The following is a 25,049-nucleotide window of genomic DNA, read 5'->3' as shown; positions in this document are numbered from 1 at the left end:
TTGAATAGCCCCTGGAATTGTAGACACCCGGTTTGATCAGATTTTTCGTCTTTCGAATTCGACGGGTGACAACATCCCGTTGGTACTATGTTTGCGCTTCGGGTTGTAGAACATTTCTATGTAATCGAAGACATCCTGACGTGCCTCATCCCGTGATTTATAGACCCTGCAGCGGATGCGTTCGCGTTTAAGCAAGTTGAAGAAACTTTCGGCAACAGCATTGTCATAACAGTTCCCACGGCGGCTCATACTATGTTCAAGATTGTGCTGACGAAGGAAAGCGGCCCAGTCGATGCTGGTATATTGGGAACCCTGATCAGAATGGATCAGCACCCTGTTCTTTGGCTTACGCCGCCAGACGGCCATCAGCAAGGCTTGCAGAACAACCTCTGTATCTTGTCGCTGCTTCAATGCCCAGCCAACCACCATGCGGGAATAAAGGTCAATTACGACGGCAAGATACGCAAATCCTTCCTGTGTCTTGATATAGGTGATATCGGTCACCCAAACGGTATTTGGTCTGGCGGTATCAAACTGCCGATCCAGTTTGTTGTCAGCGACGACAGCCGGTTTGCCGCCATATTTGCCGGGACGCTTCTTGTAACCGATCCGGGCGCGTATGCCTGCATTGCGGGCCAGTCGGGCAACACGGTTCGGACTGCAACTCTCTCCCATATCCAGCAGATCATCATGGATTTTGCGGTAGCCATATACCTGACCGCTGTCTTCCCATATCTGGCGAACAAGCGCGGTCTGCCTTTGATCTTCCAGAAACCGGGCGCTGTGTGGTTTCTTCTGCCAGGCATAAAAGCCACTGGGATGAACCTGCAAACACCGGCACATGGTGCGCACCGAGTAGACCCGGCGATGCTGGTCAATAAACGCGTACCTCATTTTGCATCCCTGGCGAAGTACGCGGTTGCCTTTTTTAGAATATCGCGCTCCTCGGTGATCCGCGCGAGTTCTTGCTTCAGGCGGCGTATCTCGGATGATTGTTGATCAGCTTCAGCAATCGTATCAGGGGACTTGCTGAACTTCTTCTTCCACACATACAGGGAATGTGTGCTGACACCGAGACGAGCAGAAACTTCCGCTACTGAGTAACCTCGTTCTGTAATCTGGCGAACGGCATTGATTTTGAACTCATCGGTAAAATGACTCTTGGGCATCGCAAACTCCTTGCCTCACTTTATAAGTGATGGGGTGTCTACAATTCCAGGGGCTATTCACAGGGGCTATTCATCTTGGTCAAGGAGGTCTTCGTAGACACGATGTAACAATAAAACACCCCGCTTGGCTTTCGCCGAGCGGGGTGTTTTGTTTTACGGCTTTGTTATATCTCACAAAGGAGCGATTTATAACAGAAGTGGTTGCGGGGGCATACCTGTTTGCCCAATTCTTTTCCCCGAGAAACATCAGATTTTGGTGCACTCGGTAGAGAATTGAGACCATACATTTCCGATCCTTGTCAAGTCGTTAACGGCATGATGGGGGTCCTACAATGCCAGCCGAATGGGGTCAGGCGAAGATCGAAATCCTTGCTTTGCGAGATGAAATTCTCGGCAAGCTTGAGCAAGGCATTCTGGTCAGAACACTCTACGAAGAACTAAGCGCCTCAGGACGTATCACGATGTCTCGCCGGTCATTCTATGACCGTGTGAAACGAATGCGTGCGGAAGCATCGAAACCCACGCGCAACACCTCTGCGCAATCCACTGGGCGCACCAGCAAACCAATCCAGAGCTACCTGACTGAGAAGTCGAAGCCAGCCACAAGCAACTTGCTCCCTAGCCTGAAGGCCGAAGAGCAAGAAGAGCTTGATCGCTTGTGGGAAGGATCGTCGGACGACACGGAGGAAACTCCGTGAACTCCTGGCAATCAGATTACCTCACCCTTCACACCCGCCTGCGGCAAGCCCGCGAGAGTAAACACCTCACCCAAGCTGGTGCTGGTGAATGTATCGGCGTGTGCGAACGCACTTATCGGGATTTTGAGGCTGGCAGGACGGATCTGTCTGCAGCCCACGTGTTCCGCCTCGCCACTGTGCTGGGCATCAAAATTATCATTTCAGATGGAGTTATCGCGGATGGCGTTGATTAATCTTACCCTTCAGGGCAAGGGCGGGGTCGGCAAGTCGTTTGTCGCAAGCCTTCTTGCGCAGCATTACCTCAAACGCGACACCCCGCTTCATTGCTACGACACCGATCCGGTTAATCAGACCTTTGCCGGATACAAAGCGTTCCCTGTCGAAACCATTCGCCTCGGCGAACGTCCTGACGAGATCAACCCGCGCTATTTCGATGCCCTGATCGAACAGATCATGATCGGCCCGGAAGACGGGGTTATCGTGATCGATAACGGGGCCAGCACCTTCCTGCCCCTGCTTGGCTATATGGTCGAAGCACAGGCGCTCCAAATGCTCGCCGATGCCGGTCATGAGGTTCGCCTCCATACAGTGCTTACTGGTGGGCAGGCGCTTAATGACACCATGCAGGGTCTGCATCAGGTTTTGCAGAGCGTTCCCGATATTCCGGTCGTCGTTTGGCTCAATGAATATTTCGGGCGGATCGAACGCAAGAACGCATCTGGTGAAGTCGAGAGCTTTGAGCATTCCGGACTTTATAAAAAGAACAAGAATCGCATTCACGCGCTGGTCCGTTTGCCCGAGGTTCGCAAAGAAACCTTTGGCCATGACATCGAGCAAATGATGCGTGCCCGACTGACCTTCGATGAAGCAGGCAGCCATGCCGACTTTCCCCTGATGTCTCGCCAGCGCCTGATGATGACTTGGCGCAGCATTGGGGCCTCGATGGAACAGGCGGTGCTGTGATGACCAGCGTTCTTGACGAGGCTCCGCCGCCGCCCCTGACCATGGACAGCATCGAAGAGCTGCGCACCCATTTGTGGAAAGTTCATCAGGTCACCGTCGAAGACGGTGCCCCGGTACTCATGATCTACACCATCCACAAGGTCGTGCTCGACGAGCATCGCCGCCTGATTGATCAGCATAACCGGACCCTTTCCGGGATCATCCAGGCACAGGCAGAAACCTTCACCAACGATGTGACCGCCGCCATCGAGGACTTCAAGAACGAAGCCCTGACCGATGCCGTGCGGGAACGTCTGTCTGCCATGCAGGAAGCTGCCCGCCTTGCCGACACGGCCCAGGACCGCTTTCGCAAGATGGTCAAGCTGATCTCCCTCCTCACCGCTCTCAATCTGGTCGCCGTCGTCTTCACGCTGGGCGTCCTCACCGTTTTGACGATCTGACGACAAGGAAAACACTCCATGGATAAACGTAATCTTTTCAAAATCGCCGTAATCGCGGGCCTTGCCACATTGGCCATGACCGAACCGGCCTTTGCTCAAGACGCCACAGGTGGCAACTGGTGGGATCCGGTTGTCTCCTTCCTCGAACTTCTGGCCGAGGGCTTTGGCAAGATTTTTGCCATCGCACTTGGTCTTGGCTTGGTCGTCTATGGCGGTTGGGGCGCTTTCACCGGCAGGCTGGATCCGCAACGCGGCATCATGATGGTGATTGGTGGCATCTTGGTCACTGCAGGACCGGCCATTGCTTCGGGTCTTCTGGGGGTTCTCAAATGAAAGCCGCCAGTGCTGTTCTCATTCAGGTCCAGCGCCAGATGACGCTGATCGGTTTGCCGATCTCGCTTCTGCTTGTTGCCGGTCTCGTTGGCGTTCTGGGTTTTGTCCTGCCCGTCGTATTCGACTTTCCTGCTCTGGTCATTCCGGGCGGGATCGTGGGCTTTGTCGGTGCATGGATCTATCTCGTCAAACATCAGCGGATCAATCCGAACTATGACCGCGATCTGCTGGTGACCCCGATGTTTTGGGGCAGCCGTAAGGGTGAGCGCCTCCTGACCACGGGAGGTCGCAAATGATTTGGGCCGATGTAATCACCACTGGTCTTGTGTCCGGCATGGCGGGCGGCCTGATTGTTCCGGCTGGTCGTCGCCTGTTGCTGGGAGATATCGAGCAAGACTGGCTGCAGGACGAACTTGAGCTCGACGGGATTGATCCGGTCGATGGCGTCACGGTGCGCGGCAAAGACGGCTCGCTGTCGCGTATCTGGCACCTACAAGGGACCAGCTATGACGCCCGTATAGAGAGCGAGCAACAAACCTTGTTGCTCGGTCGCCAGTCTCTGTTGCAAGAGCTTGGTAAAAGGTTGGTCACTGTTCGGCTTTTTGCTGTCAAACGCCAGCGCGAGATTGCCGCTCATGCGAAGTGGCCCAATAGCGTGCTTGATGAAATCGGCACCGCAGAAGCCCGGCAATATAAATCAAGCTACTTCATCGACTGGTATCTGATGGCAACGGCTCAAACCATGCAGCCCTTGCTGGATGCCGAAGAGAAAATCCCGGCCATCCTTTCGGAATATCGCCCAGAGCTTCTTTCACGCTCTGATGACGACCAGCCTTGTTTGCTTTCCGGGTTTCTCAATGGATTGGTCAGCGGCGATTATCGCCGTGACCTTCCGACAACCAGTCACAATCTGTCTGCGAACCTTCCCGCATCTGACCTTCATTGCGACAAGGTGACCGGCACCATCACCACACATGTTCCAACCCGACAGTCCCAAAAGGTCATCACCGTTACACTCTGGCCGGAAACAGTCTCCGGCCACCTGATCGGCGAGATCCTCGCCCTGCAGGGTGATATCGAGATCTGCCAAATCTGCGATCCTTGGGGCAGCGACCAAGCGGTGCTGGTCAACAAACGCCGCATGGCAGGTGAATCAAACTCATGGTTTGGCAATCCAGCAGCAGCGGCGGAAGTCTCAACGCTTCTGGATCTTCTGGCAGAAGGCAAAACAGCTCTCTTTGCCACGCAGTTTCAGATCATTCCACGCGCCGAAACCGAGGAAAAACTCAACAGCCTGATCCGCGAGATCACAGAAATCCTGGGCAACAAACGGATCGGCTATGCCGTGCAAACCAAGGGGGCACCGGTCTGCTGGTTTAACCGCTTGCCTGTCGTCTCCAAACGCAAGATCAGATTGCCTGGCAGTCAGTTCATGGCCCCGCTGGATCTGCGTGATCAGAACATTGCAGCCCTTTGGGCTTTGCCACATTCGGCAACCGGCATGTTGGCCAGCCAGTTCGGTTCTGCACCAGTGCGCTGGTTTAAAACACCAACCGGGCAGTCCTATGCATTCCAGTTTCAGGTGGTCAACAAGCCGTTCTCGCTTGGCAACTTTCTGGTCTTTGCGCCCTCCGGGGTCGGTAAATCCACCCTGATCATGCATCTCATGGGCGGCCTTGCGAAGTTTGAGAATGTGCGGTCCTACATCTTTGATTCCAAGGAAGGCACACGCTTCATGGTCGAAGCCATGGGCGGTCTTTATCAAGCCTATGATGGTCTTTCGCTCAATCCTTTGGATGTTGGGGACGACACGCCAAAGAACCGTGAACGTGTCTATGCGATCCTCAAGTCACTTGCCGGAATAGATCTCGAAGACGGTGACATCGATGCGCTTAATCATGCCGTCGACCTAGCGTTTCAGATTGAACCACCACACCGCACATTGAATGCCATCTATCCCTTTGCCTTTGCCCGTCGCTCTGCCCTTCGTCGCGCCTTCGCGCAATGGGTGACGGACGACAAGGGCAATACAGGTCTTCGCAGCCACATTTTCAACGCGCCGCATGACAGCCTCGGCGGCCTTCTGAACCAGTCGCACATGGTTGGCATCAACATGAACGAGGCGCTGGCCGACCCGGCTCTTGGCGGGCCGGTGGTTGGTCATATCTCCGAGGCTATCAGTAAATCTGTTGCCGGACGCAATGGTGGTTTTGTCATTTTCATTGATGAAGCGGCCAAGCTTCTTTCCAACCCCGGCTTCCGGGATCTCGGTGCCGAGATGTATCGCGAATACCGCAAGCTTGGTGGTGCGGTTGGCATGGCGTTTCAGGATCCGGCAGGCCTTGGCAAAACCGGGGCCGGTGAAGCGATCATCGAGAACACCGCGACGATGATCTTCTTCCCGAACTCCAAGGTTACGGAAGAAAGTCTCAAGCCGTTCAATCTCAATGAAGAGCAAAAGCTGTTTGTCCAGGGCCGCACCCGTTCACGCAAGAAGAATGATCGGCGGGGGCTGATCATCAAGCGCGACGAGGCAAGCGGCTTTGAGGAAAGCGCCATTCTCGATGTCGATCTGACACCGCTTGGCGATGCTGCGCGGTTCTACCGTTCCGGGCCGGATGCCAATAACGATCTGGCCACCATTCAACGCAAATGGGGGGACGCATGGCCAAGCCATCTGTAAGCAACGGCGATCAGCCGGACATGCTCAAACAATCCCTTTTGATGATGGCTGTAAACAGCCTCGTTGGCGCTGTTGGCCTGTTTGCGATGATGCATTGGCCGCTCGCAACCAGTGTTGTCCTGATCGTCTTGCTTGTCCTTCTTCTGGCGGGAGGTCGATCATGAACAGGCGTCTTCGTTCTGTCGCTCTTGCGTTCGGGATTGTTCTGGCGACCCCGGCCATTGCCTATGCGACCTATCCGGTTATCGATGTGTCTGCCATTGCGAAGTTGGGTGAACAGCTCAGCAAGATGCAAAAGCAGATTGATCAGCTCAAACAGCATACTGAATGGCTGACCAAATTGAGCGCTCAGGCCCAGGGCACGATTGATGCCATCGGGGCCATGGGGCAGATCACCCTGCCAGTGCTGAACATGCAGAAGCTCACCAACCGGATCATGCGCGACATTCAATGTCTGACGCCGGACCTGTCTGGTCTGATGCCAGGCATGAATCTCGATGATCTCGACTTCTTTAGCATCTGCGAGGGTCGCAGCATCTATCGAAAGTCACTTTGGTTTGATCCGAATGATCCTTCGACCTGGACTTTCCCGGAAGGCAGTGAGTTTGCTGGCAATAACAATGGCTCAGGTTCCGGGAGCGGTGTCTGGTCCAACCCGGATCACCCGGTCAACAAGGCCAAATGGCAGGCCCAGCAGCAAGCCCGCGCCATGGTCGAAGCCAGACGCGAAGAACTGGCCAAGGATGCCGTTACAACTGGCCTGGCCCAGAGCGATCTGACCGTTCAAAGCGCAGAAGAAATTCAGCAGGCAATCGAAGAGCTCGAAGCTGGCACCAACGGTGCTGCCGATATGAAGCGTCTTCTGATGGCAATTGCCAAATGGATGGCGATGTCAAACCGCCAGCAGGTTCAGCAACAACAACTCATGGCGCAGCTGGTCAAGATCCAGTCGACCATGTTGCTGCAATACCTGCCGCCCCAGCAGCGCGAAGATGCGGAGGCGGCAGAATGATCGGCTTACTTTCCGCCTCTGGCGATGAACGCATTGTGGTTCTTGATATCAGCTTCGGTACGCCAGTCAGGCATGTCATTGCAGCCACCGGTGAAGATGTTGCGCCTCTTAACATAGGTGCAGTTCCAGCCCGTAAGCTGGTTCCATGGCTGCGCCTTCGCACCTGGTGGCAGGATCGAACGGTAGGCATCTTTCCAAACGTCGTAAACCAGACGCAGGTCATGACCGCGTTTGATCAGATCACCCTGAGGGTGATTGGCAAGCTTCTGCAAAACCTCGTCGCGAGTGCCTGCGATCAGATCCTGATGGGTCTCGTAGGCTGGCATCACTTGATCCCATTCCTTGTCGAACTCGCTACCCGTCTGGAGATCACTCCAAACGGACACCGAATAATCCCAATCCAAATAGTCGCCTTTGTTAAGCGCAACACCAAGCGAATTTGCCTGCGCTGTCACACTTGGCAAGAAGGACAACACCCCTATGAGCGGTAGAACGAATACAAGCACTGATCTGATGTGCCTGACATGCGACGTGGTGACGGAGTATGTCGACCTGGCAAACAGTTTCACCCAGAACCTGAGCACTGTGCTGCTCGACCCAATGTGGTTCATCTATCTCTCCGTCGTTGGCCTATGGATCGTCATTCATGGCGGCAAGATGATCATGGGAAAGGGCGATCTAATTGGATTCGCTCATGAATTTGCGTTCATCATTATAGCTGGTCTGCTGCTCGGCGGGCAAGGGCCCACTCTCGTAAATTCCATCTATCAGATGGCTTTATCAACGATGGGTAGTGCTGCTGGCGTTGTTCTGTCTGCCGGTATGGAAGGTGGCATTACAGCCGCCACGATCCCGAGTGAAGCCTCCTCACTGGGCGGCATGGCACAACTCGTTTACGTCGCCGAGCGTGGCTTACTCGTTGTCTTGCGCATCGCCTTTGAAATCTGGTCGTCCATCTCGCTCGGCAATCTGATGGCTGGGGTCTACGGCGTTCTGCTCGCCCTGCCCTACATCATCCTGATCATTGTTTATTTCAGCCAGGTTGTTGTCAGCATCTTCCGTGTGATGATGTTCTCGGCCCTCTCCCCAATTCTGATGCTTGCTGTTGGGTTCGGCTGGGGACGCGGCATGGCGATCACAGGAGTTCGAACCGTCTTTGCCGCCTTCATGGTGCTGTTCGGCTCAACACTTGCCCTTGCTCTGTGTCTCTATGGTGCAGCATCGCTTGATATCCAGAACACAGAGAATGTTCGTGAGATCACATCAATCGACAATCCGGGTCTGTGGGTTGCCATCGTTCTTGGCTGGATGGGTACAGCCTTTATGGCCGAGGCCACCGGTATGGCCAACTCGATTGCCGGATCCCAGCTGACCAATCAGGCCGCAGCCGTCATTACAGCTGGCATGACCGCAACCGGTCTATCCCTCGTCAATGCCGCAAAGAAATACGCACCGGGCGGTGCTTCTGCAGCCCTCGATGCTGTTCTCTTGGGTGCGGGAGCCGCCCGCAATCCGGTTGGAGCTGCAGGGGCTGCCAAAGACAGTCTCGTTGCCGCCAAGAATGCCGTCATGGAACGCCTCAAGACCCCGACCTTTGATCGGGGAGGCAAGCCATGAACCGTCTCAAGAAATTCCTGCGTGATGTCTTTCTGACCATCGCCGGTTTTCCCCTCGTCGCACTCTGGCTGCTGGTTCTGACCGGCATGTTTTCACCAGAAAGCCTGATCGTGTTCGTCATGGCCCTTCGCGAAGTCGATGCGGACCAGTTGGCCGGTCTGATGCGCAGTGCCGTTCATATCTGGATCGCGCTTTCCATCGTCCTTGCCCTTGCCAAGCTTGTTCTTGGCGTGGGCGCTTCATCCTCCCCGACCGCCACCAATCAGAAAGGTTCGCAGCCATGCGCCTGATCCCTAAACACCTCGTCCCAATGCTTTGCCTTGCCGTTTTCCTGTCCGGCTGCGTCTCCGTTTCAAAAGACCGCGAGATCCCCAAAGACGGAACCGGAACCGATGAAATGAAACTCAGCCCGTGCGTCTGCGATCCGGTTGAGTTCAATGGCGAGGGCTTCTCATGGCTTGGCTAGGGCGCATCGGCAAACGCGATAACGGACGCAAGTCGATGGTCAAAGCCACCTCAACACATAAAGCCTCCGTTGCTGCAGATCCGTTCAGCTTTCAAGCCAGTCATCGCAGGCTCGCCTGGATGCTGCGCCTGTCTGCCGGGACCAACATTGTGCTTGGCGCTGGCGTCGTGGTTCTGGTGCAAACCGTTGCGCATCTCGTACCCCTCAAGGAAACCGAGATTGCTCTGGTCCGGACATATGGCCCGGATGACCGCACTTATGTTGTCGAACCGGTTAGCAAGAAGGTCGAAGGTTTTGAAGTCTTTCTTGAAGCCCAGGCAAAGCGTTTCGTTCTGATCACCAACGAGATCGATCCGGTCACACAGCAAGAGCGCCAGCGCGAAGCATCCAGACTGTCTGATGCCAGCTTCTGGGAACGCTTCAAACGCGAGCGGATCGATAGTGGCCTGATCACCGAGGCCCTTGAAAAAGGCATCGAGCGCGAAGTGCGGATCGTCTCCATCGATCCCATCGCCACCTTGTCCTCAGACCATAAATACGCGGTCGACTTCATCCAGATCGACCATCGTCGCGGCAAAGAGATCTCGCGCAAGAACTTGCGCGCTTACCTGACGCTGGCCACCCGCCTGCAGAACGTCTCCGAAGCCGACAAATACACCAATCCTTTTGGCGTCACCGTGCTCGACATGGTGCTTAGAGAAAGAGGCGCGTCATGAAACGCCTGACCAATCTTGTTTTCCATCTCGTGCTGGGCAGCCTGATTTTGGCGGTCCTCATTCTTGGCTATAAGCAGGCCAATGCGCAGACCGCCGCGCGCCCACCAATGCCGGGGCAATCGCAGCAACCATTCTCTGGTGCACAAACCCCTCCGCAACAATCCGCACCAACAATGCCCGTCCCCGAGAGCGTGGTCGATCAGGCCCGCGATCAGAATGAAGGCTACTTCAACGCAATGAGCCGTCCGCGCACCAGCGGTCAGGTTCAGGATGTGTGGGATGACGCAGATCCGAGCGATGCCGTTTATGCGACCGATCTTTGTGATGATTGTACCTACAAGATCCGAACGCGCGAGTTCATGGTCACCGTGCTTGAACTGCCACGCGGCGAAAAGATTGAAGCTGTCGATCTTGGCGATGATGGCGGGTTTTCTGTCAAACCACGCGGTGAACGGCGTTTGGCTGTGCGCCCCAGCGGATACGGTTATGACACCTCACTTGTCGTCTATGGTAAATCAGGTGCTGTTTATCCGTTTTATCTGAGGGCCGAGAGCTTCAACTCGGTCAATGTGCCCGATCTGATTGTGCGGATTGAAGGATCCGTTCAGATCGAAAGCGGTCCGGCGGTTGCTGGCTTTGCCGGTCTTTTGAACGACACAGGAAAACCGGCTCTTCCGGCGATGTCTGTTCCAGGGCTTGGCAACAAGTCTGCAGCTATCGATACTGCGATTGCCGGACTGAATGACAGCAATCCGGGCACGCCTGAAGGCGACTTTGTGGCCCAATTCCCGTTTGACCCGAACGCCCTGCATGGTTGGGGGGAATACGATCTCTGGGGCGATGAAACGCTGCGCCCGGAAACGGTCTTCCGGGATGACCACTTCACCTATATCCGCTTTGGCAAGCGCTGGAAGGATATCGAACTACCGACCGCCTATGTGGTGGTTGATGGCATAGATGAGCTGGTCAATACCCGTGTGCAGGGTGAGACCTACATCATCGAAAGCACCCGACCGCTGATAACGCTCAAAAGCGGCAAGAGCTTCCTCTGTGTTGAATATACCGGGGAAGGCGCATGAGTGCATTTTGTGATGTCGCACTGGTGCTTGGCTTGACCTTTGGGGGTGTATGTGCCGAACCGGTCGTCAATGAACCGCCAACCTTGCCCGCTGATGATCCGTCAGTCTGGGCCCTTCCGGCACCGCCGCCGCCAACGCCGGAGGCCCCTGCCCCAACTATGCCACCAATCATCATCAAGGAAGCCAAACCGGAACCAGAACCTGCTCCGGCTCCCGAGCCTGTTCCGCAACCTGAACCTGTTCCTGAACCACCCGCCCCGGATCCCTATCGCATGGCATTGGAAGCCGCCTGGCAACATCGCGTTTCCTTGTCATCAGACTGGGGCACCCCGGCGTGGCAGTCTTCTGACTTGGCAGGGGCTTCGGGTCATGCTGTCCCGCCTGGCATGGCAACCCCAGCTGCACTTGATCCGCTCGATCTGCCGGTCAGTGATGAAGAGAAAGCCGATTATGAAGGCCCGCGACGGACGTCCACGCTACCGGTCGATAACAGCCGGATCATTACGGCAGATCGCTATATCACCGTAATCCTTGAAACCGGGATCAACAGTCAGGTTGGCGGTGATGCAACTGGCACCGTGATCGTCCAGTCAGCCCGTGATGTCTATGGCTATCACGGGCGCAATGTTCTGATCCCCAAAGGATCCCGACTGATCTGCAACTATGATCCGCCCAAGGACATGGGCAGCTCGCGTCTGTCGATTGCCTGCGAACGGATCCTGATCGCCGGACACCGTGCCGAGATCCGCCAGCTCGCCTCCCCGATCAGTGACATTCAAGGTCGCCAAGGCGCTGCTGGCGAAGTGGATCGCCGCTTCTGGGAACGCTATGGCACCGCCTTCATGCTGACCGGGATTTCAACGGCTGTCCGCTATGCCGCCGCCACCACAAAATCAGAAGAAAGCGACGGCGAAGTCGCAACTGCGGCGACCGAAAAAGCAGCCGAAGAACTCTCAACCCGCTTTGGCGAAATCAGCGCCAGCGTCCTTGAAGAGACGCTCTCGCTGCAACCCATCATCACCATCCCCCAAGGCACCCGCCTTCAGATCCGTCCGGCAACGGACTGGTACATCGCAAATGTGGAGTAAAAGCATGAACAAACGAACCCTTTGGTGTTTGCTCCTGTCGTCCTGCCTGGTCTCTCCAGCACTGGCTCAGATGCAAGAAACAACCGGTACAACATCCGAGCCAGGCATCGAGGAAATGGTGCGCAAGGTGAATATCGTCACCCGCGCCAAAACCCGCACGGCTGTCTCAGAAAACGAACCAATGGCTATTGATCTTGGCTTGGTAGATGTCCCTGGTGCGCCTCCCAAACTGACCGAAGGTGTTACCGCCAAGGCTTATGCCCGCTATGTCACCTTTGAGGACCATTTGATCGCTCAACTGGTGCTGACCGGCGTTGAAAAAGACGGCAAATCGGAACCACTCGATTCAAACGATTTTGTCGCCCAGTTCAATATGGACAGCCCCGAGCTTGATCCCTCGTCCCCTGTGACCATCGAGGGAAATCAGGAAACTCTACTTGCCGCTCTGCAGCGCTTGAATGATGTCGAGGATGAGGACGACAAGGAAGAAAAGGAAACCGAAAGCGCTGAAGCCGATACCGGCGCCTCAAACAATGTCGGATCAAATGCCTCAAAGAATGCCGATGCTGCAGGGTACTCGACACCATCAGCTCTTGATGTTGAGGAAGATAGCAGCGCACCGACCGTGCGTGTTACGACCGAAGGCTGCAACATCCGCGTTGACCTAGCCCAACTTGTTGCCGTCCAGCAAAGCCGTGTCGAAACCACCGAAGGCGGCAATGTAAGCGCGGGGGCCTGCGAAGACGGCGCAGATCGCTATCCGCTGGATCGCAGCTATTCAGTTTGCGGCGATACCATCGATATGGAAACACGCCAGGCAACCGCACAGTATCTGCTGTATTACACCGATGGCGGCGGCAACCGTCAGGAAGTCACTGATTGCCTGAAGGATGAAGACAAGGTCTTTGACATCACCGAGAAGGCCTCGGCCTGCTCGGTCTATCTTGACTATAACGAGATGATGGCTGTCCCGCAGGCGTCCCTCGTGTATGTCAATGCCAGCAACAATGAAGTCCAGGTGCGCAGTTGCGAACCGTCCGAAGAAATTGCATCGGTTCCGCTGGTCTCTGTCACTGATGGCTGTTCCATCCGGCATGATTTTGCCGCTGGTCGTTCCTATCAGACCGGTCGCCATATCTATGAGCTGAACGGCACCACCTGGCAGGCAGATGCCTGCTCGGACAATGGCACGGAGTACCTGCACGAAACGGTTTACAAGAACGCTGCCGGTCAGGAAGTCTGCGCACCGATCATTAATCAGGCGGCAGGCACAGTCACCCGCCAAAGCCGCAAACAGATCGTGGTCAACGGGGTTGAGCAATTCATCACCGAATGCAAACCCGACAGCACCAATATTGCCATCCAATCGACGATTGATGGCTGTGACAATCCTTCACTCTGGAACCATGATCTGGCGGCTGGCACCAGTTATGGTCGCGAGCGGTTTTACTACCTGCTAGATAGCATTCCGAAATATGTCACCGAATGTCAGGATAGCGAGGTTGCCTACCCGCATCATGTCGAGACCACCGGCTGGCAAAACCATGATGACCAGTTGTTCGCCTATCGCCTGACTACGGTCTATATCGAAAGCACCCCAAGGGGACGCTTCAACATCAAGACCAGCGAAGTTCTGCCGGGCGAACCGCAAACTGCCTATGTCTATTCAGGCGAAGCGCCTGCAACAAACGGCGAGCATTTTTATGAAGGCTGCACACGCTTTGATGCTCGGGACTTGGTGCAATCCTATGACCGCCCGGACGGCTCGGTGCACAAAGTCGTCATTGGTGAAGCCGACCCGCTCAGTCTTGGGAACAAATGCTACAATGAATTTACGTGGGCTGCTGTAACGCATGGACGGTTTGAAAACCCGGTTTCTTCGAACAAATCCAGCGGTCCATGTGGTGTGTTTGAAAACTATGCGCACGTTTATGACGCCGCTTATCACTGCACCAGTACAAGCTCAGTCGGAACACGCAAGACCATTCGTGAAGATGGTGAGGTTATCGGCACGGCCTCTAACACCTGCAAAACGTACAATGCCTATTCCCCGGTCAGAGCCAAATACTACGATCAGGGATCAGATGCAGACGGAAGTTTCCAAGGCTATGTCCGCGTCGGATTTCCCTCTTCTGGCTGGTCTTACCCTTCTCATACAAATGGTGTGAAATCCGCCTGCCTTGGGAATTGGGGGTGGCTGCAATGAACGCCCTTTCCCCCAATCCCCTGTTTGAAAAGATCCTCGGCCCTCTGGCCAACTATTACGGCGATCTCTCCACCGTCGAAATCCGCATGAACCGCCCGCACCGCGTCGTTACCGAACGACGCGGGGAAGGCAAACGCGAGATCGAGGACGCAGCCCTTACACTGGCCGCCATTGAGCGAATTGCAATCAGCCTCGCAAACCAGCGCGGCCTGAAGTTCAATCCCGACGATAATCCAAAACTCTCCTGCATCCTGCCTGGTAATCATCGCTGCGAGATCCTCGTCGGTGCATCAGTCAGATCACATCTGAGCCTTGCGATCCGCTGCAAGCATCCCTTCACCCCGTCCTGGGAACAGGCTGGCATGACACCAGCCATCCGCGATTATCTGATCGACAAGGTCGACACTGACGCCAACATGATCATCAGTGGCGCGACCAACACCGGCAAAACCACCCTGCTCAACATGCTGTTGGCCACCGTCGATCCTGCCCGCCGTGTGCTCGCCATCGAGGACACACCAGAGCTGCATATCGAACAGTTCTGGGATGGCAATGGCTTGATCGCGGCCCGAGAGGCCGGGACCGGCAGCGGCAGCGGCATGGTCGGCTGGCGCGAGATCTATGATCACCTGATGCGGATCACGCCCGATCATATTCTGTTTGGTGAGATCAGCACCCAGAACGCCTTTGCCGCACTGGCGGCCCTTAATTCCGGTGTCACCGGCTTTATGTGCACCATCCATGCTGAAAGCCCCTGGCAAGCCATTCACCGCAAGTTCGATCAGAACATCGCCTGGGCCGGTGAAACCATGCCTCGCGTGCCGGAGTTTCTGGCCGAACTGGTCGATGTCGTTGTTCAGATCAAACGTAACGCCGATGGCTGGCGTCGCATCACCGATATCTGGGAACCCCGCAATGACCGCTATGTGATCAAAGACGGCAAGGAGGTGGTGTGATGACCGCTCTTTACCGCCTCTCCCTTCCCTTCATCCTGCTTGCCATGATCTCTGCCATTCTGTGGCAATGGCATCTGGCTGTTGGTTTTGACGCGCTTGATCTGCGCTGGTGGCGATGGTCGCTCGATGCCGCCACGCACCCGGCTGGTCTTCCCGATGAAATGCTCTATCCGGCCCTTTGGATCGGCATCACTGGGCTGCTTTGCATGTTCGGCGTGCTGGCGCTGGCTGCTCGTGCCAATAACAGCACCCTCAAAGGCAATCGCAAGGGCGATGAGCTGCATGGCTCCGCCCGCTGGGCAAAGCTGAAGGATCTCAAGAAATCGCGCCTGTTTCGCAAAAACGGTGTTGTGATCGGTGGCTGGCCCTCATGGTTTGGCCGGGTGCGAGAATTGCGCCATGACGGGCCGGAGCATGTCCTGGTCTGGGCACCAACCCGTACCGGCAAGGGTGTCAGCCTGATCCTCTCGACCTTGCTCAGTTGGCGCGAAAGCATTCTCTGCCTTGATATCAAAGGCGAGAACTTTGCCAAGACCGGCGGCTGGCTTGCCAGCATTGGTCACAGGGTATTGCGGTTTGAACCTGCCGCACCTTCGGGCTCGGCACGGTTTAATCCGCTGGCCGAAGTTCGGATCGACTCCGAACAGGATATTGCCGACTGTCAGAACATTGCCGCGATGATCATTGATCCGGACGGCAAGGGCATGTCGGGTAATTACTGGCGCGAGGAAGGCTGGGGCTGGCTCTCGGTCGTATTGCTCCATGTCATCTATCGGGTAAGACGCGATGAAAACCGGATTGCCTGCTTTGACGATGTGAACATCTTCCTGTCCGGCATCACCGGACAACCAAGCGAAGACGGCCAGTCTGAACAGGCCGATGACAATTTCGAGCATATTCTGGCCGAAATGGCTGCCTTTGATCACGGCAAAGCCCATGTGAACAAGGAAGTTCGGCGCGGGGCCAACAGCATGATGATCAAGGCCCCGCAAGAACGCTCTGGCGTGCATTCGACCGCCAAAACACAGCTAACCGTCTTTGCTGATCCGATCATTGCGCGTAATACGGCCACCAGCGATTTTCGTCTGCATGATCTGATGAACGGCGATGCGCCGATGGCACTCTTCCTTGTCGTTTCCCCTGCCGACAAGGATCGCTTGCGGCCCCTGCTGCGCATCATCCTCAACCTGTTCATGCGTCGTCTGACCGAACGCATGGAGTTCGGATCTGGCCAGACAGTTGCCGGATACAAGCACCGCCTGCTTTTGATGCTCGATGAGTTCACCTCCATCGGCAAGCTGGAGATCTTCGAGGAATCTCTGGCCTTCATGGCAGGCTATGGCCTCAAAGCCATGATCATCGTTCAGAACACCGAACAGCTCTTCAAGCATTACGGGCGCGATGAATCAATCATGGCCAACTGCAAGATACGGGTCGCCTTCACGCCAAACAAACTCGAAACCGCCAAGCTGCTCTCGGATATGACCGGCAAAGCAACCATCGTTCAGAAACGCAGATCGCGCTCTGGCCGGATGGGAGATCTCGGATCGGTCTCGGACAATCTTGCCGAGACCTCCCGTCCCCTTCTCACGCCTGATGAATGCATGCGCCTGCAGATCATTGATACCGAGGGCCGCAAACCGGTCCCCGGTGATGCGCTGATCTTTGTTGCCGGTCTGCCCCCCATCCTTGGCCGTCAAAAGCTCTATTTCCTGGATCGCGAGCTTTCACGCCGTTCGCGCATGACTCCGCCCCAAATGACGATCTCTTCCATGCCCTCCACCTCTCTCAAAGGAACCAAACCATGAAGACACCCAATACACCCGACAAAACCACGCCTGCGTCCGCAGCCCTCAATGACCAGGACTATCTCACCCTCGCCTCCTCGATGATCAACAGCGAAAGCCAGATTGGCCCTGTACCGGTCGATCCGGACATTGCCGAGGCCATGGGGGCTTTTGCTGAGGACGCGCTTTCCTCTGATGACGCGCTCGACAGTCACTTTGACGGGATTGATCCGACCGCTGACGCGGAGGGTTCGAACCATGGCTGATAAGAAAAGCTATCGTGATCAGGTGGTCGAAGAACTGCTTGGCCATATCGAAGCAGGCACCGCGCCCTGGCAAAAGCCATGGGAACCGGGGAAAGTCCGCATGGCCCCGTTCAATCCGGTTTCTGGCAAAGACTATCGCGGCATCAATGCGCTCTGGCTTGAAATGCGCGGGCGCTCCGATCCGCGCTGGATGACCTATCGCCAGGCAGCGGCCCAGGACGCGCAAGTCCGCAAAGGCGAAAAAGGCACCATGATCGAATATTGGAAATGGTCCGAGCGCGAGAAAGTGCTCGATGACAACGGCAAGCCGGTCCTCGACGACAAGGGTGTTGCGAAAACCCGCGAAGTTCGCCTTGATCGGCCAAGGGTGTTTCATGCGGTCGTGTTTAATGCCGAACAGATCGATGGCCTTGCCCCTTACATCGCACCGGAACCGACCTTCAGCCCGGTTGAGCGGGCCGAACAGATCCTAAAACAGGGCAGTGTGCCGATCTTCCATGATCAGAATGACCGGGCCTTTTATCGGTCCTCAATAGATCAGATCCACATGCCCCACCCGGCCGCCTTCAAAGGCCAGTACGAATATTACGCCACGGCCCTGCATGAGCTTGGCCATGCCACCGGCCATGGATCGCGGATGGCCCGCGAGTTCGGGCCGTTTGGCTCGGAAGTTTACGCCAAAGAGGAACTCCGTGCCGAGATCGCAAGCTACATGATGACCACCGAGCTTGGCCTTGGCCACTATCCGGAACGCCATGCCGCCTATGTCGGCTCATGGATGAAAGCGATCAAAGAAGATCGCAATGCGCTGTTCACCGCTGCGCGGGATGCGGAAAACATCCGCACATGGATCATGGAGCCGGATCTGCGTCAAAGCCTGATGCCGGTCAAAGCCAAAGAACAGGCCAATACCATCGCCCAAACCCCGGCTGTTGAACGACAGAAGGAAAATGCCATGAGTGATGAGATGTCACAGGCTCCAAACCAGGACACCAGTACCGAACGCAAACGCATCTATCTCAATGTACCATTCAGTGAAAAGGACGAGGCCAAGGCGCTCGGGGCAAAATGGGATCGTCGCGCCAAAGCCTGGTATGCGCGAGATGATATGGAGCTTGAACCCTTCAAACGCTGGCAGGAAACCAAAGCCAAAACCCCTGAGCCGAAGATCAGCCCGGAACAGGAATTTGCGGAGGCGCTGAGAGAAAACGGTCTGATCCTCGATGGGCCACCGACCATGGATGGCAAATGGCATCGGGTAGCGGTTGAAGGAGACCGCAAGGGCCAGAAAAGTGGTTCCTATCGCGGGTTCCTCGAAGGGCTTCCGGCAGGCAACATCACCAATTACAAGTCCGGAAAGGACCCGGTGAAATGGGTGGCGACCGGCGCCAAGATCGACCCCAAGGAGCTGGAACATTCCAGAGCCGAAGCTGCAGCCCGCAAGGCGGCCCAGGAACAGGAACTCCGTGCGCAATATCGGGCTGTAGCCAAACGGGCCTATGGGATATTCCAGAACGCCGAACCAGCGCCGAGCAATCACCCCTATCTGCGGCACAAACAGGTGCCTACTGGCGATCTGCGGATCGATCAATCGGGCAACCTGCTCATGCCGATGGCCAATGACAAAGGTTTTATAGAGAACATCCAGACCATCCATCCCGATGGCACCAAGATGTATCTCAAGGATGGGAAGAAGCGCGGTCTGATGCATGTCATTGAAGGCGATCCCAAAGGCCCGATGGTCATTTCTGAGGGTTATTCCACCGGCCAAAGCCTGCATATGGCCAGCGGGTTGACGGTCGTGGTTGCGCTTGATTCTGGCAATCTCGCATCTGTAGCAGAAGCCATTCACAAGAAGCATCCGGATCGTCCTCTGGTAATTGCCGCCGATGACGATCATGCCAAGAAGGTCAATGCCGGGATCAAGGGAGCTGAGCGCGCCTCTGAGCTGACCGGCGCGAAGATCCTGCGTCCGGATTTGAGTGATGATGAAAAAGCCAAAGGCCTGACCGATTTTAACGACATCCATCGGGAACGCGGCCTTGAAGCGCTGAAACGCTTTGTCACCGAACAGCTCGGCCTTACCAAACCGAAAGCCAAAACCAGAGCACGGGGGCGCGAGCAGCAGGCTGCCAACTTGGCCGTCTGATCCCGCTTCTCTTCCTTTGAGCCGGTCGCACGATGCACGCCACCGGCACCTTTTTTCTCTTTGCCATTTTACCAGGAGAACGCCTCATGACCGACCAGCATGTAAAGGACATTTTTGAAAAACGCGCCAATCTTGAAGGGGCTCAGGACCTTGATTGCAACGTGTGCGGTCCGGCATTGGTCTTCGCCCTGCAGGCAGGCGAGAATACCTTCTCGCTTGATCTGCCGACCCTCCTGCAATGCCTCTACCTTGCCGAGCAGAAGGCATCTGTCCCCAAGCTGGGGGCTGCATGGTGGAACAGTGTCATAAACCATTATAATATCGGTTCTTCCATCCGTGAGACCGTCGCCGGGAGATCAGATAATGCACGTTTATAAATTGCAGGCAGGTACGATTGAGGAGAAAGACATCGAGCGGACGGCCTTTGAACGTGACACCAGAAAACTTGAGCCTTGGTATCAGGTCTCGGGTAACAAGCAACGTGAGTATGCCGTGTGCCCCGCGTGTGACAACCCGATCCGCTTGGTGGGGCTCTATGAGGAGCTTCCTCATACCGATCGCCCCTATGGCCGCCACACAGGCAAACCGGTTACCGGGTTTGATTATTTCAATGCCGATAATTTTGAATGGTGTCCCTATGTGCGCAAGAACCAGACCAAAGGCAGCAGTCGCAAACGCGGCATGGAGGGCATTTCTCTCAAGATTCTTGGCGTCGTTCTGACCCAGTTTGACCGGGTGATCTACATCATCCGCAAAGAAACCGGCATCTGGATCTCGCCCAAAATTGCACTCGCCATGCTGGAAAACTGGATTGAAGCAGAAGGCTACCGTTTCCACGATGCGACCCTGCGCAACATCCCCTGGATGTTTGCCTATCGCTCCAAAGGCCTCTCGATCTTCGGTCAGAAAATCAGCAAGGGTCAGGACGAACTGCGTCAGGCCATCATCGAAGGCATCCCCCTTGCCCGTTTTGATGAAAATGGTCGTATTGCAAAGGGCGATCAGTTTTATGAAGTGACCTGGTGCTTTGTCGATTATCGCCGCATGACAGAAGACGACAACCTGATCGAGATGGTCGAGTTTGAAGTCTGTGATCGGGATCGCAACGTGGTCTTCGCCAAGACCATCAACTTTGATCCAAGGTATTTTGCAAACCTGATCAATTACAGCAATCCCGACAAAAGGGAGCCTCATCTCATCTCAAAGGCCAAAGAGGTCTATGAGCGCAAGTTCGGCGCGGAGTTCACACGCAATATCGTCAATCTGGTTGGCGGTTTTGATGCCACCCTTCCCGAGAGTATCCGAGCCGAAATGTTGCCGGGCGATTCTCCCACAAGATCTTCCGGGCAATAGCGAAACAAGAAATGGCCACCGAACGTCACGTTATCAAAACCTATCTCAACGACGAAGAGAAAGCCCGCATCGATCAGCTTGCCCACCAGCTGCGCCTGTCCCGCTCGGAACTGCTCAAACGGTTGTTGATGAATACCAAACTGCCCAGTGCCAGCGACTTTGCCGCGTGGCAGGGCATTCGGGATCTGCTCAAGGTCAATGCCGACCAGGCCCGCTTGGGCAATCTCTTCAAGCTCGCGCTTGATGAGCCGCTCTCGGCTGATCTCTTGCTGAAGTTCGACAGCCTGAACCGCGACATCGAGGCGACCCAGAAAGAGCTCAAAGCCGCCATTGGCGATATCCGGATGCAGCTTCAGCCTGGCAAGAACCTGCAGGACAAATCATGATTGCAACCCGGATCGGCAAGAAATCTGGTGTGCCGGATAATTATACCCGGCTTGGCGAATACATCGCTGCAGCCGAGGAGAAAGGTGAGAAACTCCATCAGTTTTGGATACGCAATTGCGATGCCGGCACAAATATCGAGGATCTTGATCTGGCCCTACTGGAGATCGAAGCGGTTCGGCGGCAAAAGCCCGATATCGCCGATAAGACCTATCACCTTGTCATTTCTTTCCGCTCTGGCGAACAGGACAAACTGACCAAAGAGGATCTGATGGCCATAGAGGCCGAATATGCCAAGGCACTTGGTTATTCAGATCATCAGCGCGCAGCAGGTACGCATATCAACACCGATAATTTCCACATGCACATCGCCTTTAACAAGGTACATCCGGAAACCCTCAAGGTCGTTACACCACGTCGGGATTTTAAGATCCTCGCCAAGGTCTCGCGCGAGATGGAGAAGAAGTATGGTCTCGCCATTGATCCTGGTATGACTGATGGCAAAGAGCGTGATCCAAACATGCTCTCACCTGCTGCGCGGGACTATGAAGCCCATACCTGGCAAGAATCATTCCAGCGGCATGTGTTGAAACATCGAGAGGAAATACTTGAGGGTTTGGGGAAGGCCAAGAATTGGCAGGAAGCGCACAGGGTTTTAGCCGAATATGACATCAGCCTCAGGCTACGTGGCAATGGCATGGTTTTGGTGAGTGCGGATGGGCAGGCAATGAAGGCAAGCCAGTTGGACCGATCTTGTAGCAAAAACAAGCTGGAAGAGCGGTTTGGGGTGCTTGATCGAAATGCACGACGCAAAAAAGGTGAACACCTAACCAAAACGAAACGTTGTTATAAGCCCCGACCACTTGCGCGACATCGCAACACCCCTGCGCTCTGGCGGCGATATCTCAGCACGCGGAAAACCATACACCAGCAGCCTAGCTTGACGGCACGTGCTTTACGAAACTGGAAGATGTTTCTGCTACTAGAGGCTTATCAGGATCCGCTAGCCATGATCTTGATATTAGCTCATCGTGAGATTCTCAACAATCTGACAGTCGGCATCTCTGTAAATCGGGCAAGCTATCGCAAAACAGTGAAGTTCCCTCAGGATTTATCACTACAGTCGTGAATGCAACAATAGTTCGAATTTGGCCCTTCAAACGCATTAGTACTTCGGAAGTCGCATTTCCAAGTTTCTTGAGCCACAAGACCTAAAGGGGACATTTGAGCAAATGCTTCGAACAGCTTAAAGGACTAGAATGCCCGCGAAGTATTCACTTATAGCATTGCAAATGTTCAAAATCGATGTTTCAGAAAGCTGCTATCTATGGCATCAAGGTAGGCTTGAAACCACATCTTAACTCTGCCGCTAAGCCTGAACCAGAAAGAATATACTCATGCATATCAAGAGCATAAAACTCGGCAATTTCAGAGGGGCAGCAAGTCTACCTTTAGAACTGCACCAAAAACTAAATGTGTTTGTCGGCATGAACGGTTCAGGAAAATCAAGTGTCTTAGATGCTACGGCGATTCTTTTCTCGTGGCTAGTTAATCGAATTAAGCATAGTGGGGCATCAGGGCGACCTATAACTGAAGCTGATATCAGAAATGGCGAGCATTACTCGGATATTAGCTTGATCATATGTGATGGAAACAAGGAGTTAAGCTGGAGCATTGCAAAAGTACGAAAAGGTTACAGCAGAAAGGGGGCTGCGTCTCAATTATCGGGCGCCTCGGAAGCAGCAAAGCAAGTACAAGCTGAAATATCTGAACACGATGGTCATGTTAACCTGAACCTATTTGCCTATTACCCAGTAAACCGTGCGGTTCTCGATATACCGTTGAGAATTCGTGAAAAGCATAGCTTCGATATACTGTCGACGTATGATGAATCTCTCACCAGTGGTGCGAACTTTCGAACATTCTTCGAGTGGTATAGGGAGCGAGAAGATCTCGAAAACGAGAATAGAAAATATATTAATGATTTAATTAAACCCAGCGACTTCCAGTTTCCAGACCCACAATTGGATGCTGTTCGTAAAGCACTAAAACACTTTATGCCGGACTTCCGAAATCTCACAGTTCGACGTAATCCCTTGAGAATGGAGATCGAAAAAAAAGGGATCAGAATTACCGTCAACCAACTTTCCGACGGAGAGAAATGCTTGATGGCAATGATCGGTGACTTAGCTCGTAGGCTCGCCATTGCAAATCCCAATCTTGAGAACCCGCTAGATGGAAATGGCGTCATTCTGATCGATGAAGTCGATTTGCATCTTCATCCTAAATGGCAAAGAATGGTGGTACCTATGCTTACTGAAGTATTTCCAAACTGCCAGTTCCTTATTTCGACTCATTCTCCCCATGTAATTAATCATGTAAAGGCAGAAAGCCTAATAATTCTTAGAATGGATGAGGGCGAACTCCGTTCAACACGTCCATCGCAATCGTATGGTCAACCGGTCGAGAGAATACTTGAAGATTTAATGGGGTTAGAAACAACTCGGCCGGACGACATCAGTAAAGATCTATGCCGCATATATCAGTACATAGAGGAAGATAAACTGATGAGCGCAAAAGATTTGATAGAAAATTTACAAAGCAGAATTGGAGCAGACTCTGAACTAATGAAGGCTAACGTCCTGATTAAACGCAAGCAGATGATCGGAAAATGAAATATATTGAGAAAAAAAAAGAACCAGAATGTTTTTCTAATTGGAAAAGCATGGCGAATGATGATTGGACACCGACTTACAAAACTTTATCTGGAAAACCGAAAAGATCAGTGCAAGATGCCTTACTCGAAGAACAAGGATCAATCTGCTGCTACTGCGAGCGACGATTAACATTGCAAGACTCCCACATAGAACATTTCAACCCACAAAGTAATGAAGAAGTCGATCCATTAGATTTCAGCAATATGTTATTTTCTTGCCAAAACATTTTAACGAAATCTGAACCTAAACATTGCGGAAACCTGAAAGGTGACTGGTTTGATCCAGATAATCTAGTCTCTCCGTTTGTTCCCGAGTGCGAAGACAGGTTTTCTTATATGGTTGATGGACGAATAACTCCTAAAAATAGCGGCGACGAAGCAGCGAGACAAACCATCGAAAGACTGGGGCTCGATATACCAAAAATTCGAGACATGCGAAAAAGAGTCATCGAAGTTTTCATAGATGAAAAAATAACTCAAAAAGAAATCAAGAAATTCGTTCAAAGTTATCTAGAAAAAGATACCGACAAAAATTTTAATGACTTCCACACAACAATTAGAATACTAAGTGAAAAAAATATCATTTGAACAATAACATTACAATCATCCAAACAACATTAACATTCAACCTCAAATTTTTATTTTTGAACTAACACATACAACAGAAAACTTCAATCATCACCACCACTTGATCAATAAGTGCTTTCACTGCAAGCAAGGTATACACCGATTCCGTGATTTCGGCATCCACCCGCTGATCCCCCCGTCAGCTGCAAGTTTCCCCCAGATAATGGCGCAATCCTTTACGTCTGAGAGTTCATTAATCGTCTGAGTTCGATCTTTGGAGAGCCCCAAAGTCAACTTTGGTAGTAAGCGTCTTTTCACGGCTACCTTGCGAATTTTAGGGAAAGAGCGGATTTAGGGAGCGAAGAGGGAGCGTTGCTCCGAACAGCTTGGGGAATCCGAAC

General features: G+C 53.9%; 28 protein-coding genes. 26 read left to right on the top strand and 2 right to left on the bottom strand.

Translation table 11 applies throughout. The features are described 5' to 3' along the window. Nucleotides 1–36 precede the first annotated feature (36 nt). Nucleotides 37–1,169 (bottom strand): IS3 family transposase gene (locus CMO10_RS15390; protein ID WP_086013190.1). Its coding sequence is split into 2 segments (ribosomal slippage): nucleotides 37–920 and nucleotides 920–1,169, totalling 1,134 coding nucleotides; the frame shifts between segments, so codons are not numbered across the junction. Between the two features lie 332 nt (nucleotides 1,170–1,501). On the opposite strand from CMO10_RS15390, the gene CMO10_RS15385 reads away from it, so the two are divergent. Genes CMO10_RS15385 through CMO10_RS15345 form a run of 9 tightly spaced genes read left to right on the top strand, consistent with a single transcriptional unit; the run spans nucleotide 1,502 to nucleotide 7,298 of the window. Beyond that, nucleotides 1,502–1,867 (top strand): hypothetical protein, encoded by a 366-nt coding sequence (locus CMO10_RS15385; RefSeq protein ID WP_297023966.1) that lies wholly within the window; start codon nucleotides 1,502–1,504, stop codon nucleotides 1,865–1,867. Further along, a complete protein-coding gene (locus tag CMO10_RS15380; RefSeq protein ID WP_297023964.1) occupies nucleotides 1,864–2,100 on the top strand; it encodes a helix-turn-helix transcriptional regulator in 237 nt (78 codons plus the stop codon). The genes CMO10_RS15385 and CMO10_RS15380 overlap by 4 nt, the downstream gene beginning before the upstream one ends. After that, a complete protein-coding gene (locus tag CMO10_RS15375) occupies nucleotides 2,087–2,830 on the top strand; it encodes a P-loop NTPase family protein (protein WP_297023962.1) in 744 nt (247 codons plus the stop codon). The genes CMO10_RS15380 and CMO10_RS15375 overlap by 14 nt, the downstream gene beginning before the upstream one ends. Further along, entirely contained in the window at nucleotides 2,830–3,270 is a 441-nt protein-coding gene (locus tag CMO10_RS15370; RefSeq protein WP_297023960.1) for a hypothetical protein, read from the top strand. Before CMO10_RS15375 ends, CMO10_RS15370 begins: the two co-directional genes overlap by 1 nt. 18 nt (nucleotides 3,271–3,288) lie before the next feature. Beyond that, complete coding sequence (locus CMO10_RS15365; RefSeq protein ID WP_297023959.1) at nucleotides 3,289–3,603, top strand: TrbC/VirB2 family protein; 315 nt, start codon at nucleotides 3,289–3,291, stop codon at nucleotides 3,601–3,603. Beyond that, nucleotides 3,600–3,899 carry a hypothetical protein gene (locus CMO10_RS15360; RefSeq protein ID WP_068518715.1) on the top strand — a complete coding sequence of 100 codons (300 nt, stop codon included), beginning with the start codon at nucleotides 3,600–3,602 and terminating at the stop codon, nucleotides 3,897–3,899. Before CMO10_RS15365 ends, CMO10_RS15360 begins: the two co-directional genes overlap by 4 nt. Then, nucleotides 3,896–6,286: a VirB4 family type IV secretion system protein gene (locus CMO10_RS15355; protein WP_297023957.1), complete on the top strand. Its 2,391-nt coding sequence runs from the start codon at nucleotides 3,896–3,898 to the stop codon at nucleotides 6,284–6,286. Before CMO10_RS15360 ends, CMO10_RS15355 begins: the two co-directional genes overlap by 4 nt. After that, on the top strand, nucleotides 6,268–6,450 hold the full coding sequence (locus CMO10_RS15350; RefSeq protein ID WP_297023955.1) for a hypothetical protein: 183 nt from the start codon (nucleotides 6,268–6,270) through the stop codon (nucleotides 6,448–6,450). Before CMO10_RS15355 ends, CMO10_RS15350 begins: the two co-directional genes overlap by 19 nt. Continuing rightward, on the top strand, nucleotides 6,447–7,298 hold the full coding sequence (locus CMO10_RS15345) for a hypothetical protein (protein WP_297023953.1): 852 nt from the start codon (nucleotides 6,447–6,449) through the stop codon (nucleotides 7,296–7,298). The genes CMO10_RS15350 and CMO10_RS15345 overlap by 4 nt, the downstream gene beginning before the upstream one ends. A 5-nt stretch (nucleotides 7,299–7,303) precedes the next feature. Here the strand turns inward: CMO10_RS15345 and CMO10_RS15340 are convergent, their stop codons facing one another. Next, a complete protein-coding gene (locus CMO10_RS15340; RefSeq protein WP_297023952.1) occupies nucleotides 7,304–7,762 on the bottom strand; it encodes a hypothetical protein in 459 nt (152 codons plus the stop codon). Between the two features lie 16 nt (nucleotides 7,763–7,778). Between CMO10_RS15340 and CMO10_RS15335 the strand changes: the two genes are divergently transcribed. From CMO10_RS15335 to CMO10_RS15255, 17 genes are all read left to right on the top strand, one after another. Beyond that, nucleotides 7,779–8,915, top strand: coding sequence for a hypothetical protein (locus tag CMO10_RS15335; RefSeq protein WP_297023949.1), 1,137 nt, complete (start codon nucleotides 7,779–7,781; stop codon nucleotides 8,913–8,915). Further along, a complete protein-coding gene (locus CMO10_RS15330) occupies nucleotides 8,912–9,205 on the top strand; it encodes a hypothetical protein (RefSeq protein WP_297023946.1) in 294 nt (97 codons plus the stop codon). Before CMO10_RS15335 ends, CMO10_RS15330 begins: the two co-directional genes overlap by 4 nt. Continuing rightward, nucleotides 9,196–9,381, top strand: coding sequence for a hypothetical protein (locus tag CMO10_RS15325; RefSeq protein WP_120226124.1), 186 nt, complete (start codon nucleotides 9,196–9,198; stop codon nucleotides 9,379–9,381). The genes CMO10_RS15330 and CMO10_RS15325 overlap by 10 nt, the downstream gene beginning before the upstream one ends. After that, nucleotides 9,369–10,097 (top strand): VirB8 family type IV secretion system protein, encoded by a 729-nt coding sequence (locus tag CMO10_RS15320; protein ID WP_297023943.1) that lies wholly within the window; start codon nucleotides 9,369–9,371, stop codon nucleotides 10,095–10,097. The genes CMO10_RS15325 and CMO10_RS15320 overlap by 13 nt, the downstream gene beginning before the upstream one ends. After that, nucleotides 10,094–11,176: a TrbG/VirB9 family P-type conjugative transfer protein gene (locus tag CMO10_RS15315; protein ID WP_297023941.1), complete on the top strand. Its 1,083-nt coding sequence runs from the start codon at nucleotides 10,094–10,096 to the stop codon at nucleotides 11,174–11,176. The genes CMO10_RS15320 and CMO10_RS15315 overlap by 4 nt, the downstream gene beginning before the upstream one ends. Then, nucleotides 11,173–12,264, top strand: coding sequence for a TraB/TrbI/VirB10 family type IV secretion system protein (locus CMO10_RS15310; RefSeq protein WP_297023939.1), 1,092 nt, complete (start codon nucleotides 11,173–11,175; stop codon nucleotides 12,262–12,264). The genes CMO10_RS15315 and CMO10_RS15310 overlap by 4 nt, the downstream gene beginning before the upstream one ends. A 4-nt stretch (nucleotides 12,265–12,268) precedes the next feature. Beyond that, complete coding sequence (locus tag CMO10_RS15305) at nucleotides 12,269–14,470, top strand: hypothetical protein (RefSeq protein WP_297023938.1); 2,202 nt, start codon at nucleotides 12,269–12,271, stop codon at nucleotides 14,468–14,470. After that, on the top strand, nucleotides 14,467–15,426 hold the full coding sequence (locus CMO10_RS15300) for an ATPase, T2SS/T4P/T4SS family (protein WP_297023935.1): 960 nt from the start codon (nucleotides 14,467–14,469) through the stop codon (nucleotides 15,424–15,426). The genes CMO10_RS15305 and CMO10_RS15300 overlap by 4 nt, the downstream gene beginning before the upstream one ends. After that, entirely contained in the window at nucleotides 15,426–17,234 is a 1,809-nt protein-coding gene (locus CMO10_RS15295) for a type IV secretory system conjugative DNA transfer family protein (RefSeq protein WP_297023934.1), read from the top strand. The genes CMO10_RS15300 and CMO10_RS15295 overlap by 1 nt, the downstream gene beginning before the upstream one ends. Beyond that, nucleotides 17,231–17,479: a hypothetical protein gene (locus CMO10_RS15290; RefSeq protein ID WP_297023933.1), complete on the top strand. Its 249-nt coding sequence runs from the start codon at nucleotides 17,231–17,233 to the stop codon at nucleotides 17,477–17,479. The genes CMO10_RS15295 and CMO10_RS15290 overlap by 4 nt, the downstream gene beginning before the upstream one ends. Beyond that, nucleotides 17,472–19,628: a zincin-like metallopeptidase domain-containing protein gene (locus CMO10_RS15285; protein ID WP_297023931.1), complete on the top strand. Its 2,157-nt coding sequence runs from the start codon at nucleotides 17,472–17,474 to the stop codon at nucleotides 19,626–19,628. The genes CMO10_RS15290 and CMO10_RS15285 overlap by 8 nt, the downstream gene beginning before the upstream one ends. A gap of 86 nt (nucleotides 19,629–19,714) precedes the next feature. Then, nucleotides 19,715–20,005 carry a hypothetical protein gene (locus CMO10_RS15280; protein WP_297023929.1) on the top strand — a complete coding sequence of 97 codons (291 nt, stop codon included), beginning with the start codon at nucleotides 19,715–19,717 and terminating at the stop codon, nucleotides 20,003–20,005. Next, complete coding sequence (locus tag CMO10_RS15275) at nucleotides 19,992–20,981, top strand: hypothetical protein (RefSeq protein WP_297023928.1); 990 nt, start codon at nucleotides 19,992–19,994, stop codon at nucleotides 20,979–20,981. The genes CMO10_RS15280 and CMO10_RS15275 overlap by 14 nt, the downstream gene beginning before the upstream one ends. An 11-nt stretch (nucleotides 20,982–20,992) precedes the next feature. Beyond that, entirely contained in the window at nucleotides 20,993–21,367 is a 375-nt protein-coding gene (locus tag CMO10_RS15270; RefSeq protein ID WP_297023925.1) for a plasmid mobilization protein, read from the top strand. Then, complete coding sequence (gene traI / locus CMO10_RS15265; protein WP_297023922.1) at nucleotides 21,364–22,494, top strand: TraI/MobA(P) family conjugative relaxase; 1,131 nt, start codon at nucleotides 21,364–21,366, stop codon at nucleotides 22,492–22,494. Before CMO10_RS15270 ends, traI begins: the two co-directional genes overlap by 4 nt. 268 nt (nucleotides 22,495–22,762) lie before the next feature. Then, nucleotides 22,763–24,040, top strand: a complete 1,278-nt coding sequence (locus tag CMO10_RS15260) for an AAA family ATPase (RefSeq protein WP_297023920.1) — start codon at nucleotides 22,763–22,765, stop codon at nucleotides 24,038–24,040. Next, nucleotides 24,037–24,669 carry a retron system putative HNH endonuclease gene (locus CMO10_RS15255; RefSeq protein WP_297023918.1) on the top strand — a complete coding sequence of 211 codons (633 nt, stop codon included), beginning with the start codon at nucleotides 24,037–24,039 and terminating at the stop codon, nucleotides 24,667–24,669. Before CMO10_RS15260 ends, CMO10_RS15255 begins: the two co-directional genes overlap by 4 nt. Nucleotides 24,670–25,049: the final 380 nt, after the last annotated feature.

This window comes from Thalassospira sp. (genome assembly GCF_002709775.1).
Classification (GTDB): domain Bacteria; phylum Pseudomonadota; class Alphaproteobacteria; order Rhodospirillales; family Thalassospiraceae; genus Thalassospira.
Note: the sequence above shows the minus strand (reverse complement) of the source record. Positions and strands in the feature narration are given on the sequence as shown.